Source organism: Microbulbifer guangxiensis (genome assembly GCF_021729075.1).
In the GTDB taxonomy this organism is placed as follows: domain Bacteria; phylum Pseudomonadota; class Gammaproteobacteria; order Pseudomonadales; family Cellvibrionaceae; genus Microbulbifer; species Microbulbifer guangxiensis.
The window spans coordinates 336,026-352,533 of sequence record NZ_JAJSAQ010000002.1 but is presented as its reverse complement, the minus strand read 5'-3'; the positions used below and the strand labels follow the sequence as shown (position 1 = coordinate 352,533).

Annotated in this window: 14 protein-coding genes; 8 read left to right on the top strand and 6 right to left on the bottom strand. The window is 59.5% G+C overall.

Features of this window, described 5'->3' with window-relative positions:
* Positions 1-254: 254 nt before the first annotated feature.
* Positions 255-2,063: an AMP-binding protein gene (locus tag LVD12_RS05760; protein ID WP_237066366.1), complete on the top strand. Its 1,809-nt coding sequence runs from the start codon at positions 255-257 to the stop codon at positions 2,061-2,063.
* 126 nt (positions 2,064-2,189) lie between these two features.
* Here LVD12_RS05760 and LVD12_RS05755 read toward each other — a convergent pair whose 3' ends face one another.
* Entirely contained in the window at positions 2,190-2,483 is a 294-nt protein-coding gene (locus LVD12_RS05755; protein WP_237066363.1) for a DUF1540 domain-containing protein, read from the bottom strand.
* Between the two features lie 237 nt (positions 2,484-2,720).
* Here LVD12_RS05755 and LVD12_RS05750 point away from each other — a divergent pair, with 237 nt between their 5' ends.
* Positions 2,721-3,437 carry a single stranded DNA-binding domain-containing protein gene (locus tag LVD12_RS05750; protein WP_237066361.1) on the top strand — a complete coding sequence of 239 codons (717 nt, stop codon included), beginning with the start codon at positions 2,721-2,723 and terminating at the stop codon, positions 3,435-3,437.
* 146 nt (positions 3,438-3,583) lie between these two features.
* Here the strand turns inward: LVD12_RS05750 and LVD12_RS05745 are convergent, their stop codons facing one another.
* On the bottom strand, positions 3,584-3,880 hold the full coding sequence (locus LVD12_RS05745; RefSeq protein ID WP_237066359.1) for a DUF1540 domain-containing protein: 297 nt from the start codon (positions 3,878-3,880) through the stop codon (positions 3,584-3,586).
* A 313-nt stretch (positions 3,881-4,193) separates the two neighbouring features.
* Between LVD12_RS05745 and LVD12_RS05740 the strand changes: the two genes are divergently transcribed.
* A complete protein-coding gene (locus LVD12_RS05740; RefSeq protein WP_237066358.1) occupies positions 4,194-4,511 on the top strand; it encodes a DUF4212 domain-containing protein in 318 nt (105 codons plus the stop codon).
* Positions 4,512-4,520: 9 nt separating this feature from the next.
* Positions 4,521-6,263, top strand: a complete 1,743-nt coding sequence (locus LVD12_RS05735) for a sodium:solute symporter family protein (protein ID WP_237066356.1) — start codon at positions 4,521-4,523, stop codon at positions 6,261-6,263.
* A 79-nt stretch (positions 6,264-6,342) separates the two neighbouring features.
* On the opposite strand, the gene LVD12_RS05730 is transcribed toward LVD12_RS05735, so the two are convergent.
* From LVD12_RS05730 to LVD12_RS05720, 3 genes are all read right to left on the bottom strand, one after another.
* Positions 6,343-6,909 carry a GNAT family N-acetyltransferase gene (locus LVD12_RS05730; protein ID WP_237066354.1) on the bottom strand — a complete coding sequence of 189 codons (567 nt, stop codon included), beginning with the start codon at positions 6,907-6,909 and terminating at the stop codon, positions 6,343-6,345.
* Between the two features lie 159 nt (positions 6,910-7,068).
* Positions 7,069-8,340: an aspartate aminotransferase type Ic gene (locus tag LVD12_RS05725; protein ID WP_237066351.1), complete on the bottom strand. Its 1,272-nt coding sequence runs from the start codon at positions 8,338-8,340 to the stop codon at positions 7,069-7,071.
* A gap of 114 nt (positions 8,341-8,454) precedes the next feature.
* A complete protein-coding gene (locus tag LVD12_RS05720) occupies positions 8,455-9,345 on the bottom strand; it encodes a DUF6279 family lipoprotein (protein WP_237066349.1) in 891 nt (296 codons plus the stop codon).
* A 742-nt stretch (positions 9,346-10,087) separates the two neighbouring features.
* On the opposite strand from LVD12_RS05720, the gene nagK reads away from it, so the two are divergent.
* From nagK to LVD12_RS05700, 4 genes are all read left to right on the top strand, one after another.
* A complete protein-coding gene (nagK, locus tag LVD12_RS05715) occupies positions 10,088-11,035 on the top strand; it encodes an N-acetylglucosamine kinase (RefSeq protein ID WP_237066347.1) in 948 nt (315 codons plus the stop codon).
* A gap of 54 nt (positions 11,036-11,089) precedes the next feature.
* Entirely contained in the window at positions 11,090-12,100 is a 1,011-nt protein-coding gene (gene nagB-II / locus LVD12_RS05710; protein WP_237066345.1) for a glucosamine-6-phosphate deaminase NagB-II, read from the top strand.
* A 21-nt stretch (positions 12,101-12,121) separates the two neighbouring features.
* The gene (gene nagA, locus LVD12_RS05705; RefSeq protein ID WP_237066343.1) at positions 12,122-13,249 is read left to right on the top strand and encodes an N-acetylglucosamine-6-phosphate deacetylase; all 1,128 of its coding nucleotides are present in this window, start codon (positions 12,122-12,124) and stop codon (positions 13,247-13,249) included.
* Between the two features lie 64 nt (positions 13,250-13,313).
* Complete coding sequence (locus LVD12_RS05700) at positions 13,314-14,636, top strand: sugar MFS transporter (protein ID WP_237066341.1); 1,323 nt, start codon at positions 13,314-13,316, stop codon at positions 14,634-14,636.
* Positions 14,637-14,830: 194 nt separating this feature from the next.
* On the opposite strand, the gene LVD12_RS05695 is transcribed toward LVD12_RS05700, so the two are convergent.
* Positions 14,831-15,877: a LacI family DNA-binding transcriptional regulator gene (locus LVD12_RS05695; protein WP_237066339.1), complete on the bottom strand. Its 1,047-nt coding sequence runs from the start codon at positions 15,875-15,877 to the stop codon at positions 14,831-14,833.
* Between the last annotated feature and the right edge of the window lie 631 nt (positions 15,878-16,508).

Here is a 16,508-nt window from a genome sequence, read left to right as displayed (position 1 = left end):
ATGAAGGCATATTTCGGAACCGCGTTTTTGCGCTTTCAAGCCTGTTTTGAAGCGCTGTCTCTTCAGAAAGAGCGTGCAGCAAGCAGATCTTGCGTGCGGTGATAGTGAGAGCTTCCTGGGCTAGCGTAAACGGTGCTTCTCGATCTGACCCTGGTGATGTAACTGGTCATTCTGAACTGCGCGCAGGAGTGGGGTTTTGCGCCAAAAGACGCACTGTAGCTGGTCCACACATTCATGGAACGAGTACTCTGTTTATGCGCTCACAGCAGTTCCGCGGCGAATGGAAACCGATCACCAGGGCGAACGCGAGGCACACCACCATGACTCCAGAGCAGAAATACCAGCTTGTGGCTGGCAAGCAGCCGCTGGAACTCCTTTACCAGCGGGAGCGGGAACAGGGCGGGGAGGTTTACCTGCGGCAGATGTGGAACCGCGAATGGCGGGAATACACCTGGAGTGAGGTCATGGATCGCGCGCGGCGTATTGCCAGTTTCCTGCGCGAGCGATTCGAGCCCGGCGACCGCATTGCGATGCACGCCAAGAACTGCGCTGACTGGATCATCGTCGACATCGGCATCATGCTCGCCGGAATGGTGAGCGTGCCCCTCTATCCCGGGCAGTCTGCCAGTTCCATGCGTTACGTCCTCGAGCACTCGGACAGCAAGCTGCTGTTCTGTGGCGCCAGTGATGACAACAGCGCACTCACCGAGGTCGCCCGGCAATTGCCGACGGTAGCCATCCAGCGCTGTGAGATCGACTGCGACATCACCATGGATGAGCTGCTGGAGACCCATCGCCCATACGCCGAGAGCCCTCTGTTTGGCGAGGACGAGGTGTTCACCATCATGTACACCTCCGGCACGACCGGTCACCCCAAGGGCGTGATGCACACCTGGTCCGCCATCAGTTTCGCGGTGCCGAACATGGTGCGCGGGTTTGGTTATGATGAGCGCGACCGCTTCTTTTCCTACCTTCCGCTGGCGCATGCGGCCGAGCGCATCGTGATTGAGTTTCACAGCCTCTATTCGGGCACGCCGGTGCATTTTCCCGAATCACTGGATACCTTCCTTGAAGACCTCAAGCGGGCTCGCCCCACCATGTTTTTCTCAGTGCCGCGCCTGTGGGGCAAGTTCAAGGAAGGGATCGATGCGAAACTGCCACCATCCGTGCAGCAATTCCTGCTGAAGGTGCCCGGTCTGCGGCGCTGGCTACAGCGCAAGATCCAGCGCGGGCTCGGCCTCGACCAGGCGCGCATGCTGGTCACCGGAGCCTCCCCCATTTCCACTGATCTGCTGCGCTGGTATCACCAGCTGGGCATGATGGTGACCGATGGTTATGGCATGACCGAGAACTTTATCTATGGCTGTATTACCCATATGGGGGATAAGCCTGTGCCCGGCACCGTGGGCAAGCCGTTCTGGGAGTGTGAGGTGAAGATCTCCGATGAGGGCGAGATCCTGTTCAAAAGCCGCGCGCTGATGAAGGGCTATTACCGGGAGCCGGAAAAAACCGCCGAAGTGCTGCGGGACGGCTACTACCACACGGGTGATGCCGGCTTCATCGACGACGAAGGGCTGCTGCATGTCACCGGGCGCATCGCCGACACCTTCAAGACAAGCAAGGGCCGTTTCGTGCAGCCGCCCAAGCTGGAGGGCCTGTTTGGCAGCGAGGCTCTGCTGGGCCAGGTTTGTGTACTGGGACACGGTATGAGCCAGCCGGTAATGCTGGCTGCGCTGTCCGAGCTGGCTCAGAGCATGGACAGGTCGGCGGTGACCGGGCAACTGGGGAAAACCCTCGAGCGGGCCAACGCCCAACTGCAGGCCCATGAACGGATTGAAGCCATTTACATTACCGCGGAGGAGTGGACGCCGCAGAACGAGATGCTGACACCCACGATGAAAATCAAGCGCAAGCTACTGGAGCTGCGCTACCGTCCGTGGATCGAGAGCCACGCGGCGGCGGGGCCGGTGGTGTGGGAGGCGCCGGAGTCCGACAGGGCTGCGCCTGCCGGAACGGGAGGAACTTTCAAACCCTCCCAGCCTGATATCGGTGGGAATGCGTAGAGGAGGCCAGTGATGTCAGTGAAAGCCTGACGCAGAACTGCGACCCTTGGTGGCAGGACGCACAACACCAAAAGCACAGGGCCGGTGGAAATCCCCCGGCCCTGTTTCGTTTTTACTGTAGCAGGATCAGTGACAGGTGCAGGTCATGCACTTGACCTCGCCACCCTGTTCACCCACATCAATGCTGTCCGCACAGCACTCGAAATCCTCATTGTGATTGCAGGCAGAGACCTTGCAGGCGCCGACCCCGGCGGAGCGATTGCTGCGGGTGTGTTTGCTGTTCTGGAAATAGGTGTCACAACCGGGAACGTCCCCATGGCCGATGGTAATGGCACGGGCATGGCAGTTACTGTCGGTGTTATAGGCGCATTGGGAAATGGCGCATTTGGCGACTTCCGGCATATCGGTGGCGATGATCATCTGGGGCCTCGCTGTCTTTTTCTCGCTCCTTCAAGCCTAGTCCAGCCCGCCAGCAGGGAATCGGAGCCAGTTGAAAATCACGTCGCTGCGCCGGCATTCGGCGCAAGTTTCCACATTGCTCAAGGTTATGAGCAGCGCAGATCTATGCCGAGATCGAATCAATACGCCCTTTAAAACCATTTTTTCGGTCGCAGTTCTATTGATGAACGCACCGGAAACATCAGAAAAGGAGGTTTTATGATTCCGCACGAGACACACAATCTGGCAAAGAGCATCCGCACTGCCCTTGGAGGTATGGCTGTGGGCGCTGCCGGGCTGGTGTTGTCCTCGGCAGCGGTGGCGGAGGATCCCTACGACAAGGCCGATGACAGCTGGATCAGTGTCACTGGTACGGTGGTTAGCGCGCAGGCAGATCGTTTTGCGCTCGACTTTGGCGAGGGGGTCATCACAGTAGAGATGGACGACTGGGACTGGTACCAGGAGGGGCAGGCCCTACTGGACGGGCAGGAGGTGATCGTATACGGACGCATTGACGATGACCTCTACGAGATCCGCTCGATCGAGGCCGCCAGTGTGCATGTGGACAGCCTCAACAGCACTTTCTTTGCCAGTGCCCTGGATGAGGAAGACATCAACAACATCTATGTTGGCAGCTATTTCGCCTTCCCCCGTACCGAAGGCCAGGAGGTCAGCCTGACAGGCCGGGTGAAGGCGATCGAAGGTCGAGAGTTCACCCTGGATACCGGGGTGCGTGAGATGCGGATCGATACCATCGGTCTCGGTTATAACCCCCTCGATGATGAGGGCTACCAGCAGATCGATGCTGGTGACTTTGTCAGCGTTTCCGGGGAGCTGGACCTTGGTTTCTTCGAGGAAAATGAGATCCGGGCCGATCGTGTTCTGACCCTGTCGCCAGAAATACGGCGCAAACCCGTGAGCAGGGTCACTCATTGATGTCGGCTCACCGGCAGTTCACAAAATAACAGGGAGAGCATCTGCAACGAGTCTCAGGGAGGAGAGTAAGGGAGAAAACAATAACAGTAAGGAGAAGCAATCAGCGCCCATGACGGGCGCTTTTTTTTGCTCGGAGGGAGGCGGATTCAGTGGGCAGTGGAATAGGTGAGGCAATTGACGGCGTTGCCGTTCTGGCCTACCTGGATGGCATCTGCAGTGCACTCGAAGTCGTCGTTGTGGGCGCAGTCTTCCATCTTGCAGGCGCCGACGCCCGCGGTGCGGTCGCTCTCGGTATGCTTGGAGCTGTCAAAATAGGTGTCGCAATCGGGGTCAGGGCCATCCCCAATGGTGATGGCCCGCGCGTGACAGGACTCGTCAGCGTTATAGGCACAGTGACTGATGACGCACTTGGCGACCTCGGGCATATCGGTGGCGATGATCATGGCATGGTCTCGTTCAGCAGGTGACAACGGATTATCTGGGCTAACCAGAAAATAGTTCAGGGATGCACCGTGTCAACGGCATGTTTGGGGCCACAAGAGAAAGTCATGTCATGGCGTGTGAATCCCGGTATTCGTACTGCCAGGGCTGAAAATTGTCCCCCTGTCGAAACTTTAGGCATGCATTGTTGGGGGGCATCTCACCCTGCGTCCTGTCCTACCTCCCCAATATGGAAAAGTCGCTTGCAGTGCCTGCGGCTTTTCGTCAAATTTGTCTCCAGCAATAACAATAACGGATTGGTATGGGAGACAATTGATGAGTTTCGAAAGTGAGAAACACGCGGATCAATACTGGAAAGAAAACCTGCGCATGATGCTGACCCTGCTCAGCATCTGGTTCGCGGTCTCATTCGGGGCTGGCATCCTGTTTGTAGAGGAGCTGAATACCATCCGCCTGGGTGGCTTCAAACTTGGCTTCTGGTTCGCCCAGCAAGGCTCCATTTATGTGTTCCTGGCTTTGATCGTCGTGTACGTGGTCAAGATGAACAAGCTCGACCGCAAGTACAACGTGCACGAGGATCACGAAGAGCCGGAAGAATTCGAGGAAGCCCTCGAAGAAGAGTTCACGCAGTAGGAGCCGCTCATGGATATTCAAACCCTTACCATCATCATCGTCCTGCTCACCTTCGCGCTGTACATCGGTATCGCCATCTGGTCCCGTGCGGGCTCCACTCACGACTTCTATGTCGCCAGTGGTGGCGTCAATCCGGTGGCGAATGGGATGGCGACTGCAGCGGACTGGATGTCGGCAGCGTCCTTCATCTCCATGGCTGGGCTGATCAGTTTCATGGGCTACGATGGCGCTGTGTATCTGATGGGCTGGACCGGCGGCTACGTGCTGCTTGCCCTTTGCCTGGCACCCTATCTGCGCAAGTTTGGCAAGTTCACCGTGCCGGCGTTCATCGGTGACCGCTACTACTCCAATACCGCCCGTACCGTTGCAGTGATCTGTGCAGTCTTTGTCTGCTTTACCTATGTGGCGGGCCAGATGCGTGGTGTCGGTGTGGTCTTCTCGCGCTTCCTGGAAGTGGATATCACCGCGGGCGTTGTCATCGGCATGGCCATCGTGTTTTTCTACGCAGTGCTGGGTGGCATGAAGGGCATTACCTATACCCAGGTAGCCCAGTATTGCGTCCTGATCTGTGCCTACCTGGTGCCGGCCATTTTTATCTCCATCATGATGACCGGTCACGTGATCCCGCAGATCGGTTTTGGTAGCGAGTTGAATGATGGCTTTCTATCGGCTGATGGCTCTCTATCAGCGGATGGCTCCGGTACTTACCTGCTGGACAAGCTTGATGGTCTGTCGACGGAACTGGGCTTTGCGGAATATACCTCGGGGACCAAGAGCACCATTGATGTGTTCTTCATCACCGCCGCACTGATGGTGGGGACCGCAGGCCTGCCGCACGTGATCGTGCGCTTTTTCACAGTGCCGAAGGTACGTGATGCGCGCAAATCGGCTGGCTGGGCGCTGCTGTTCATCGCGCTGCTCTATACCACGGCACCGGCGATCGCCAGCTTTGCGCGCGTGAACATGATCGACACCATCAACGGCCCGGATGCGGAGGGTATTGCCTACGAAGAAGCACCGGGCTGGATCAGCAACTGGGAAAATACCGGCCTGATTTCCTGGGAGGACAAGAATGATGACGGCCGGATGTTCTACTCCGGGGACGAGCGCAATGAGATGACCATCGACCGGGATATCATGGTACTGGCGAACCCGGAAATTGCCGGCCTGCCGGCATGGGTGATCGCGCTGGTGGCAGCTGGCGGCATCGCAGCCGCACTATCCACGTCCGCGGGCCTGCTGCTGGTGATCTCTACATCGATCTCCCACGATCTGCTGAAGCGCAACCTGATGCCCCACATCAGTGACAAGCAGGAGCTGCGCTATGCGCGGATTGCCTCAGCAGTGGCCATCTGTATCGCCGGTTACCTCGGTATCAATCCGCCGGGTTTCGTGGCGCAAGTGGTGGCATTCGCCTTCGGGCTTGCGGCTTCATCGTTCTTCCCGGCGATTATCCTGGGGATCTTCAGCAAGCGAATGAACAAGGAAGGGGCCATCGCAGGGATGATTGCCGGTATCACCTTTACGGCTGCCTACATCATCTACTTCAAGTTCATTAATCCGGCGGCGAATGTGCCGGAAAGCTGGTGGTTCGGTATCTCCCCTGAGGGGATCGGCACACTGGGGATGCTACTCAACTTTGCCGTTGCCATCGGCGTGGCAAAGGTGACCGGCGATGCCCCGAAGCATGTGCAGGAGATGGTAGCCAATATCCGCTTCCCGAAAGGGGCGGGCGAGGCCAGCGCACATTGACTGGCAAAGTCTGGATTGATCGCCAGTCCTGATCAGTAATCGTTGTGGCCCTGCAGTTGCGGGGCTGCTTTGCATCCGCTCAGCTACTGGTGGATCTATCGGAATCCCAGGCCATCAGTAACAGCTCCTCGTCGTCGTTGGGCAGCCTGAGCTTGCGCTCCTGCTGCATGCCGAGCTTTTCCAGCAGTTGCACGGACGGCAGGTTGGCCGGCTGGGCAATGGCCACTATCCGTCGGAGACCGACACTCTCCCGGGCGAACTGCATCACTGCCTCGGCTGCTTCCAGCGCGTAGCCCTGGCTGCGGTAATCCGGCAGCAGGGCGAAGCCGATATCCACGTCATCCAGGCCGTCGCGCTTGACCAGTCCACACAGGCCGATGGGCGAACCATCTTTCAACTCCACCTTGTACATGCCGAAATTCTGGCGTTTGTAGGCAGCAATGGGGCCATCGACGATATAGCGGCGCGCATCGTCCTCGGTACGCACACCGCGATCGCCCACGTTGCGCAGGAAGTCCGGGTCGTTCAGTACCGCGAGCATCAGCGGGGCGTCGTCTTCTGTCATCTCGCGAAGGACCAGTCGCGGGGTATCGAGCTTGAACATCTCTTTGCGCCAGGTGGACAGCGTGATCTGTGATTTTAGCAACGCAAATGTTGTGCTGGTAAGAGAGGGAGAGGGAGAGGGAGAGGACGGGTAGTGTGAATTGTCGGTGCCGGGGACGGCACCGACAGAGCTACGGGGATGGCTTTGTGCGTTTTCGAAAACCCGGAACCGGTGGTCTGGAGCCACCGGGTCCCAGGGTGGCTAGGCTTCCAGCGCTTTGCGCACGCTAGCCAGTTTCACACAGAGCACGAAGACAGACATGGCCGTGTCCAGCTCTTCCAGCGGCGGGAAGCTCGGTGCAATGCGGATATTGCAGTCTTCCGGGTCCTTGCCGTAGGGGAAGGTGGCTCCGGCCGGGGTCAGTTTCACGCCGGCGCCTGCCGCCAGCTCTACGACGGCCCTGGCGCAGCCCGGGCGGGTGTCAAAGGACACGAAGTAACCCCCCCTGGGCTCTTCCCACGTACCGAGATCGGAATCGCCAAAGGCGTCGTCCAGGTGCTTGAGCACACAGGCGAACTTCGGCTGCAGGATCCCGGCATGCTTTTTCATATGGTCCTTCAGCATGGAGAACTCGGGGAACAGGCGCGAGTGGCGCAGCTGGTTCACCTTGTCCGGGCCGATGGTCATGGCCTGCATCTGCTGCTTGAGTGAGGCCAGGTTGGCCGGGCTGGCACTGACATAAGCGACCCCGGAGCCCGCATGGGTGACCTTGGAAGTGGACGCAAACTGCAGCACTGAGTCTACAGTGTCGTTCTCGACTGTTGCCGTACGGATGTTTGGCAGGTTGACCTGCTGTCCGAGATCGTGGATGGCGTAGGCGTTGTCCCAGAAAATGCGGAAACCGGGATTGGCAATCCGGCCAAGGCGAGACAGTCGCTCGACGGTCTCCTGATCGTAGGTGACGCCGGTGGGGTTGGAGAACTTCGGCACACACCACATGCCGATGATTTCCTGGTCCTCCTCAACCAGGCGCTCCGCAGCGCCCATGTCCGGACCGGTGGCGGTCATGGGAACGTTGACCATGCCAATGCCCAGCTGTTCACAGATGGCAAAGTGGCGGTCATAGCCGGGAACCGGGCACAGGAACTTGGGCGCCTTCATGTCACGCCAGGGTGTATTGCCGGCAAAGCCGAACAGGTAGCCGGTGAGGACGGCGTGGTACATCAGGGTCAGGGAACTGTTACCGCCAGCGATAACCTCGTTGGTCGGCACCTGGAGGATATCGGCGCCCATTTCGCGGGCGCAGATCAGGCCCTCCAGGCCACCGTAGTTGCGTGTATCGGTTCCGTCGCCTGCGCGGTAATCACCATTCAGGCTGCCGTCGAGTTTATCGGACAGGCTCAGCTGATCCGCGGAAGGTTTACCGCGGGTGATGTCCAGGTTGAGCTCGTGTTGGCAGATGCGCTGGTATTGCGCGCCCAATTCTTTTTCCCACGCCTGTAACTGATCTCGGGTGGCGGAGTCGATACGCACGGGTTTTCCTCGCTTGGCTAAATGGAAGCGGCGAGCTTATCAGCCGCCGTGGAGACTCGCCAGCGGATAACGGGAAAAGCAGCTGGAGGTCAGGAAAGTCAGGAGGAGCTGTACTCAGCGCTGGGCCAGGGTGCGGAAATCACTGGCATAGTCGCGCAGGGTCTCGGTCAGATGGCGGCGTTGTTCGGGGGTGGTGCTGGCCAGCAGCTCGCGGCTCAGCCTCATGGCCTGCTCCCGGCGTTCTGCCTGCATGCGGCGATAATCCTCCGACCAGAGTTGTTCCGGGTTATGCATCAAGTCCAGCAGGTGCTGCTGATAGCCTTCGGGTTTCTCCCGCAGTACCGAGATAAAGCGGGCCTGCCATATCTGGCGTTGCTGGTCGCGGAGCAGGGGGTTGTAGGCAACCTGGTCGACGAACGCGGCAATGAGCTGTTCCTGTCGCCCATTGACTGAGCCGAGCCAACGCTGGCTCTGCTTGCGGATACGCTTGTTGCGGCGCTCGCGAACCTTCTCTGGTGAACGCTGCCACTTTTCCAGCGACTCCATGCGTTTTTCCAGCATCGACTGCTCCAGCTCGTCAATCTGTGCCGGCGTCAACTGGGCGGCCAGTGGCAGGAGTTGGCGGTAGAGCTGGTTACTGCTGGTGTCCCAGAACTGGCTCAGGTCCTCTTCGATTGCGGGGAGGGAAACCGATTCGAGGTCGCCATTGGAGGCTTCGTAGGCCAGTTCATCGAGGAATTCTGCGTAGCGCGGCAGCTGGGTCTGGCGATGCCAGCGGTGAAAGCTTTCCAGTGACGTGGTGAGTTGGTTTTTCTGGCCGCCATTAAGATCCACATAGTCGTCCAGCCGCCAGCGCAGCCAGGTATCCAGCTGGTTGTAGGCAAACTGGATACTGGAGCAGCTGGTGAGCGTCAGAAGGCAGAACAGGGCCACCACGAGCCGCGTGGCACGGCTGATGTCGCAAACAATACGCCCGGTTGTGTCGTGGATGGTTTGAGCGGCCATCGAGCTTGCCCTGCCTGGCGTGAACGCTCTGCTTATCGTCTCTTTCAGCCAATGATGAGCGGCGCGCCAATAAATTACTGTCCGTTCCTCACAAATATAGACGTCGGCGAGGCGGCCGGGTTCAGTCGTGAGCCGACCTCTTTCTTTCGCTTATTGACTCTCTACGACGCTGCTGTCGATCCAGACCTCCACCCAACTGTTTTTCCTTAGACTTGCGACCGGGGAATTTTTCCTGCGTCAGCTTCGGGGACTGCTTTGACTCCCCGATAAAATTTGCAAGGCCGCCCGGTTCCTTTAGTGCGAGGCTGTCCTGCTCCGGTTCCGATTTGCCGTGCCTGTGATGGCCCAGCGGTTGCCGACCGGCTGGCGTGTGCTTCATTGCAGGAGGGTCTTATGTAGTGATGGTAGTTATTGTGCAATCGCGGGTTGTTTGAGCGGGAGGGCGAAAGGCGGTTGTCGCAGGAGCGGTGATAGATTTCCGGCGGTCAATCGCTCGACGGCGAGCCGCTATACTGCAGGGGATTGCTCCGGGTTTGTACGAATTCTGTGCAAGGATCGGGCGCCATGCGTTTTTCTGCGGGCTTTTTCTAAGAAACGGGATGACAACGCTGTCATCCCTCCTGTAGTATTCCCGTATATTCGCACTGGCGCCCTCAATGCGTCAGCCGCGCTTCCCCCGGGGGAAATGTTGGGAAGCCCGGCACGGACACATAACAATAGAAAATCTTAGAGGCCGGTTCAGATGGTTGCTTTGAGAGACAGGGATACCCTTTACATTGGCATCGATGGTGGCGGCAGCAAGTGTCGCGCCTCTGTTGTAGATGCCGCCCATCGTGTACTCGGCACCGGAGTGGCCGGCCCTGCCAACCCTCTTCACGGTTACGCCCAGACAATCGACTCCATCGTGCGCTCTGCCGCACTGGCCCTGGCCGATGCCGGGCTGCCGCCGGAAACTCTCGGTGATCTGGTGGCGGGTGTGGGCCTTGCGGGCGTCAATATGCCGCGCCTGTACCACGAGATGGATTCCTGGGCGCACCCCTTCAAGAAAATGTACCTCACAACGGATCAGCACTCCGCCTGTCTTGGCGCGCATCGCGGCGGGGACGGTGCGGTGATCATTGCCGGTACCGGTTCCTGTGGTTACTCCTGGGTGAACGGTCGCAGCCTGCTCGTGGGCGGCCACGGTTTCCCCCACGGGGACAAGGGCAGTGGCGCCTGGATGGGCATGGAGGCGATCAAGTACCTGCTGATGGCGCTCGATGGTCTCGCCGAGGACTCCCGCCTGAAAGGGGCATTGTTGCAGGCCCTGGATGCCACCGATGCCAATGAAGTATTCGAGAAGATTGGTGGCAAATCCTCCAGTCATTACGCACGAATGGCCGTACCGGTGATCGAGTGCGCCGAGTCGGGCGACCCGGTAGCGGTTGCCATTGTTCGCGACGGCGCGTCCTATATCAGCGATCTGGCGGACAAGTTGCTGGAACAGAAACCGCCACGACTCTCGATGATCGGTGGTCTCGCCCCGCGCCTGCGTCCCTGGCTGGCTCCTCATGTGGTAGAGCGCCTGACGGATCCGCAGGACCCGCCGGAGATCGGCTGTGTGTATTTCGCCGAACAGTCTCTGGCCCGCGAGGCCGGCAACGCGAAGGACGCTGCCAAGAAGTCGGGCAGCAGCGCCCTGTTTGGTTAACGGATAACGATTGAGAGTGATATGAGTGCAGCAAATACGGCTGAGGTAACACAGGTGGAAAAGACGATGGTTACCACGGTGATGGAATCTGAAGCCCGCGAGGCACCGGAGCGAATCGCGGAACAACTGCAGAACAACGCCGCTGTCATGGCGGAGCTGGGTGAGCGACTGCGCCGCGAGCCGCCGCGCTTTGTCATGATCGTTGGACGCGGCTCGTCCGACCACGCCGGCGTTTTTGCCAAGTACCTGATCGAGATCGAGACCGGTACGCCGACCTTTGCCGCCGCGCCGTCCGTCTCCAGTGTGTATGGCCGCAAGCTGAAGCTCGAGGGTGCGCTGGTGCTGGTGATTTCCCAGTCCGGCCGCAGTCCGGACATTCTCGCCCAGGCCCGCATGGCCAAGGAGGCCGGCGCCTACGTGGTGGCTCTGGTCAACGACGAGTCCGCCCCCATCGGCGAGATCGTCGACCTGATGGTGCCCCTGAAAGCTGGGCCGGAAAAGGCGGTTGCGGCCACCAAGAGTTACCTGGCCACATTGTCCGCCGTGCTGCAGTTGGTGGCGAACTGGACCCGGGATGAGCAGCTGCTCAGTGCGGTAAATGCGTTGCCCGAGACACTGCGCGAGGCGGTGGAATCCGATGTGCAGCTGCGCCCGGAAGACCTGGCGGCAGTAAAAAACCTGGTGGTACTCGGCCGTGGCCCGGGTTACGGCATTACCCGCGAGCTGGCATTGAAACTGAAAGAGGTTTGCAACATCCACGCCGAATCTTTCTCCAGCGCGGAATTTCTGCACGGACCGGTGACTCTGGTAGAACAGAAGCTCACCGTGGTGAATGTGCCTATCGAGGACGAAAGTTTCGAAGCCCATAGTGAGCAGATCGCCGACATCATCCGCCGTGGCGGCACCCTGGTGAACCTGCATGTGCCGAGCAAGGGGGTACACCCGCGCGTGGCACCGCTGGCTCTGTTACAGCGCTTTTATATCGATGTGGCCCATGTGGCGGTGAGCCGGGGGATCAACCCGGACGAGCCGGCCGGCCTCAAGAAAGTCACCCAGACCGTCTGAGAACCGGCAAGGAAGAGAGTCGTGGCCCGCACCCTGATCGCCGAACAGCTTTTTGATGGGGAGAATGTTCGCACGAACGTGACCATTGCCCTCGCCGACGATGGCACCATCGCCTCGCTGGGAGATGAGGCGCCCGCGGATGCGCAACGCCTGCACGGACTGGTGGCGCCGGGGCTGGTGGATGTGCAGGTCAATGGTGGTGGCGGGGCGCTGTTCAACAACGATCCCAGCGTCAATGCGCTGGGAAAAATGAGCAGCGCGCACGCGCAGTTCGGCACCACGGGCTTTATGCCAACCCTGATCACCGATGAGGTGGCCGTCATGCAGCGGGCGGCAGATGCCGTCAGTGCGGGAATCAAGGAGTCGGTGCCCGGCGTGCTGGGTGTGCACTTCGAGGGGCCGCACCTCAGTGCTCCCAAGAAGGGCACCCACGAAGAGCGGTTTATCCGTCCGCTCACCGATGAGGAGCTGGCCATCTACGCCCGTGAGGACCTCGGCATCAAGATGGTGACCCTGGCCCCGGAAAATGTCTCTGTTGCCGATATCCGCAAGCTGGTGGATCTGGGGGTGCGGGTCTGCCTCGGGCACTCGAATGCCGATGGTGCGACCGCCGCGGCGGCCCTGGAGGCCGGTGCCACCGGTTTCACCCACCTTTATAACGCCATGTCGCCGCTGCATTCCCGCGAGCCGGGTATGGTGGGGACGGCGCTGATCAGTGACCAGGCCTGGTGCGGGCTGATTGCCGACGGCCACCATGTAAGTGCCGAAGCCATGCGGCTGGCCATCAAGGCCAAGCCAAGGGGCAAGATCATGCTGGTCACTGATGCCATGTCGCTGGTCGGCAGCGATGAGACCAGCTTCCCGCTGTTCGATCGGGTGGTGACAAGGGAAGGGGACAAGCTCACTTCCACCACCGGTGAGCTGGCGGGATCGCATCTGGATATGATTTCTGCAGTGCGGAATATCCATCGCTGGTGCGATGTCGAGCTGTTCGAGGCGCTGCGCATGGCCTCCCTGTACCCGGCGCAATTCCTGGGTGATTCGGGCGGGCGCATTCAGGAAGGCGGCCGCGCCGACCTGATTTTACTGGATGAGGAACTCCGGGTTCAGAAGACCTGGATTTCCGGCCGGGAAGTGTTTACTGCCTGAGTCTTTCACTTGCCGGTTTTTAGACCGTGGCGAAGACCACGATAACGATAATAAAGGTGCTCCTATGGAAACTGCAGTTCTGCAACAAAGTGAATCGAGAACGAGAAGCAGCCTGCTGCCGATGGCCATTATCGGTATGCTGTTTTTTATTTTCGGATTTGTGACCTGGTTGAATGGATCCCTGATTCCGTTCCTGAAAGTCCTCTGTGAGCTGAACGAATTCCAGGCACTGTTCGTGACCTTTGCCTTCTACATTGCCTACACGGTAATGGCCCTGCCCATGTCCTACATCCTGCGCCGTACCGGCTACCGCGATGGTATGGCGATCGGCCTCGGCATCATGGGTGTGGCTTCGCTGATCTTTATACCGGCGGCACAGACGGGCAGCTATCCGGTGTTCCTGCTGGCCCTGTTCGGCCTCGGTGCCGGCCTGACCATCCTGCAGACGGCATCCAACCCCTACGTGGTGAAGGTGGGTCCGCCAGAAAGTGCTGCTACCCGTATTGCGGTGATGGGCATTATCAACAAGGGCGCCGGGGTGCTGGCCCCGATCGTGTTCACCGCGCTGGTGCTGTCCGGTCTGGCGGACTTCAATACCGAGGCTATCAGCCAGCTGGATGACGCTGAGCGCGCAGCCAGGCTGGAGGAAGTCTCCAATCGCCTGATCATGCCGTATATCTACATGGCTGCACTGCTGTTCCTGCTGGTCGGGCTGGTCAAGCTGTCCGGTCTGCCGGACATCGAGGAGGAGGCCAGTGACAAGAGCGAGGAGAAGTCCGGCATCCTACAGTATCCGCAGGTGGTTCTGGGTGCACTGGCGCTGTTTGCCTACGTCGGTGTGGAGGTGATCGCCGGTGACACCATCGGTCTCTACGGTGAGCGACTCGGCCTTGCCAATTACGCCTCGCTCACTTCCTACACCATGGTATTCATGGTGATCGGTTACCTGATCGGTGTGTTCGGCATCCCGCGCTTTATCAGCCAGCAGCAGGCGCTGCTGGGCTCAGCCATCGCCGGCAGCCTGTGTGTTTTTGGAGCTTTGTACGGCTCAGCGGAGAGCACCGCGATTGCCGACGTCCTGTGGGGCTGGACCGGCGTGCCGGTGGTACCAAATACCGTGGCCTTCGTTGCCCTGATGGGGCTCGCGCACGCACTGGTCTGGCCTGCCATCTGGCCGCTGGCCCTGGAAGGTCTGGGCCGCTTCACCGCACAGGGGTCCGCACTGCTGATCATGGGTATTGCCGGCGGCGCGATTATTCCGCTGGCCTTCGGCAAGCTCGCCCATGTGGCGGAGAGCACCCAGGTCGGCTACTGGGTCGCGCTGCCTTGCTACCTGTTCATCCTGTTCTATGCCCTCAAGGGCCACAAGATGCGCAGCTGGAGTTAAGTCTCCGGCCGCTGCACTGGTGATCCAGGGGTGATTCCGGAAGTTTTGTAAGCTCTCTGTTCTCTCGTTGGTTCTCGTCATCTTGCCCTCCGCGTGAGGGCTTTTTTGTGCCCGGGCTTTTTATGCGGATGGTTTGGGTTGTTGAGTGGGGATAGAGGGAGGCAGTCGGCGGGAGTGCCCCGCCGGGGTGGGGGTTATTCCGGAGCCGGGCCGCTGGAATCGCGCACTACCAGGGATGGGGTGAACTTGCGCTGGATACCGGCCTCTTTGCTGGCTGACCCGGTCTCGGTGGCGCCCTTGCTGCGTGCCTTGCTCAGCACCAGGGCAGCTGCACATTTGGCAATCTCATTGTTGGGCTGATGTGCGGTCGTCAGCTTCGGCCATGTCTGGCGGGAGAAGGGGCTGTCCTCGAAGCCGACAATGGAGAGCTGGGACGGAATGTCGATGTTCATCAGGCGCGCAGCGAAAAGGGCGCCCGCCGCCATTTCGTCGTTGCTGGCAAAAATCGCGGTGGGTGGTTGCGCGGATTCCAGCAGTTTCTTGGCTCCCTGGACACCGGAGTCGAAAGAGTACTCCCCTTTGAGTACCAGTTTTTCATCCACCTCGAGTCCGGCGTCTCTCAGTGCTCGCCGGTAGCCTTCCAGGCGACCATGGGTGGAGACATGTTCCTCACCACCGCACAGAAAGCCGATGCGCTTGTGGCCGTGCTCCAGCAGGTGTCTGGTCAGCTCGTAGGCGGCACTGCTGTCATCCACCTGGATGCAGTTGTCTTCATCCTTCTCGGCGGCCTCGGCGGAGACGATACGCACATAGTCGACCCCGAGCTTTTTGATGGACTCGATGACGTCCGGCGTTTCCGAGAAGGGTGGGGTGAGTACCAGTCCCGCCACCTTGGAATGATCCACCAAATCCTCCAGCTCCTTGTACACATTGGGCGACTTGGAGTTGCTCGGGTGGATCAGCAGTTCATAGCCCCGTGCCTTGCAGGCATCGAGAATGCCGTTTTGCATGTCGATGACGTAGTAGGCGTTGGGATTGTCGTAAATGAAGGCAATGGTGTAGGAGCGGGTGCCCGCCAGGTTGCGTGCCGCAAGGTTCGGCTGGTAGTTGAGAGCCTTGACCGCATCCATGACCTTCTTCTTGGTGGTCGGGCGCACTGAGGGTTCATTGTTGATGACCCGGGACACGGTCTTGATGGAGACGCCGGCCTGTGCGGCGACATCATTGATGGTGACTTTCATGAAGGGCGCTGGTCCTTGTCCTTGTTCTGTCCGGTCCCGCATCGCTTCCCCCGCAGGCCGAGAGGCGCAGTTTAGCAGCAAAAGCTACCTGGATGCGCCGCCGCGGCAGAGGGGCAGGCGGATTATCAGGTCCTGAAACTTTACTACAGGCCCAGATTGACAGCGTTGTCGCAGTATGGGACTCTCAAGCCATAATGACAGCGTTGTCAATGTGTTTTCAAGCGTTAGCTCGCTGTCGGGCAACCAACGCGCACCGCGTGCTACTCCCTGGAGCTGCCGTCATTCCTGCTCGACTACGTCAAAAACCGGATCGATGACGAGATTTTTGTAAATTTATTACAGCTGGACAGGGAGGTCGGTGTGGTGCGCTGGCGGGGCGTCTCTTTGCTGGTGCCGCCATCAATCGCACCGAGGTTCGCCCGTTTTCAACCCGGCGCCGCGAGGGAGCGTGGCGCCGGATGTCAGTCGGGCAGGGGAGCTGGGGGCAGCCGCCGCAGATGTCGAGCTGGATCGCTTGAAAGGGTTTGTAAATTTACTACATAATGTCGCCCTGACAGGCTGCACCCGCCAGCCGATTACCGATGTGGTCGATCTCGGTGTCGACGGCCCGCATCTGGGCCCCTTGATCTGG

Excerpts from the sequence above, each read along its gene's own strand:
- nagK (WP_237066347.1), top strand. The coding sequence starts at position 10,088 with ATGGTTGCTTTGAGAGACAGGGATACCCTTTACATTGGCATCGATGGT.
- LVD12_RS05735 (WP_237066356.1), top strand. The coding sequence starts at position 4,521 with ATGGATATTCAAACCCTTACCATCATCATCGTCCTGCTCACCTTCGCG.
- LVD12_RS05750 (WP_237066361.1), top strand. The coding sequence starts at position 2,721 with ATGATTCCGCACGAGACACACAATCTGGCAAAGAGCATCCGCACTGCC.
- LVD12_RS05695 (WP_237066339.1), bottom strand. The coding sequence starts at position 15,877 with ATGAAAGTCACCATCAATGATGTCGCCGCACAGGCCGGCGTCTCCATC.
- LVD12_RS05755 (WP_237066363.1), bottom strand. The coding sequence starts at position 2,483 with ATGATCATCGCCACCGATATGCCGGAAGTCGCCAAATGCGCCATTTCC.
- LVD12_RS05760 (WP_237066366.1), top strand. The coding sequence starts at position 255 with ATGCGCTCACAGCAGTTCCGCGGCGAATGGAAACCGATCACCAGGGCG.
- LVD12_RS05720 (WP_237066349.1), bottom strand. The coding sequence starts at position 9,345 with ATGGCCGCTCAAACCATCCACGACACAACCGGGCGTATTGTTTGCGAC.
- LVD12_RS05740 (WP_237066358.1), top strand. The coding sequence starts at position 4,194 with ATGAGTTTCGAAAGTGAGAAACACGCGGATCAATACTGGAAAGAAAAC.
- LVD12_RS05745 (WP_237066359.1), bottom strand. The coding sequence starts at position 3,880 with ATGATCATCGCCACCGATATGCCCGAGGTCGCCAAGTGCGTCATCAGT.
- LVD12_RS05700 (WP_237066341.1), top strand. The coding sequence starts at position 13,314 with ATGGAAACTGCAGTTCTGCAACAAAGTGAATCGAGAACGAGAAGCAGC.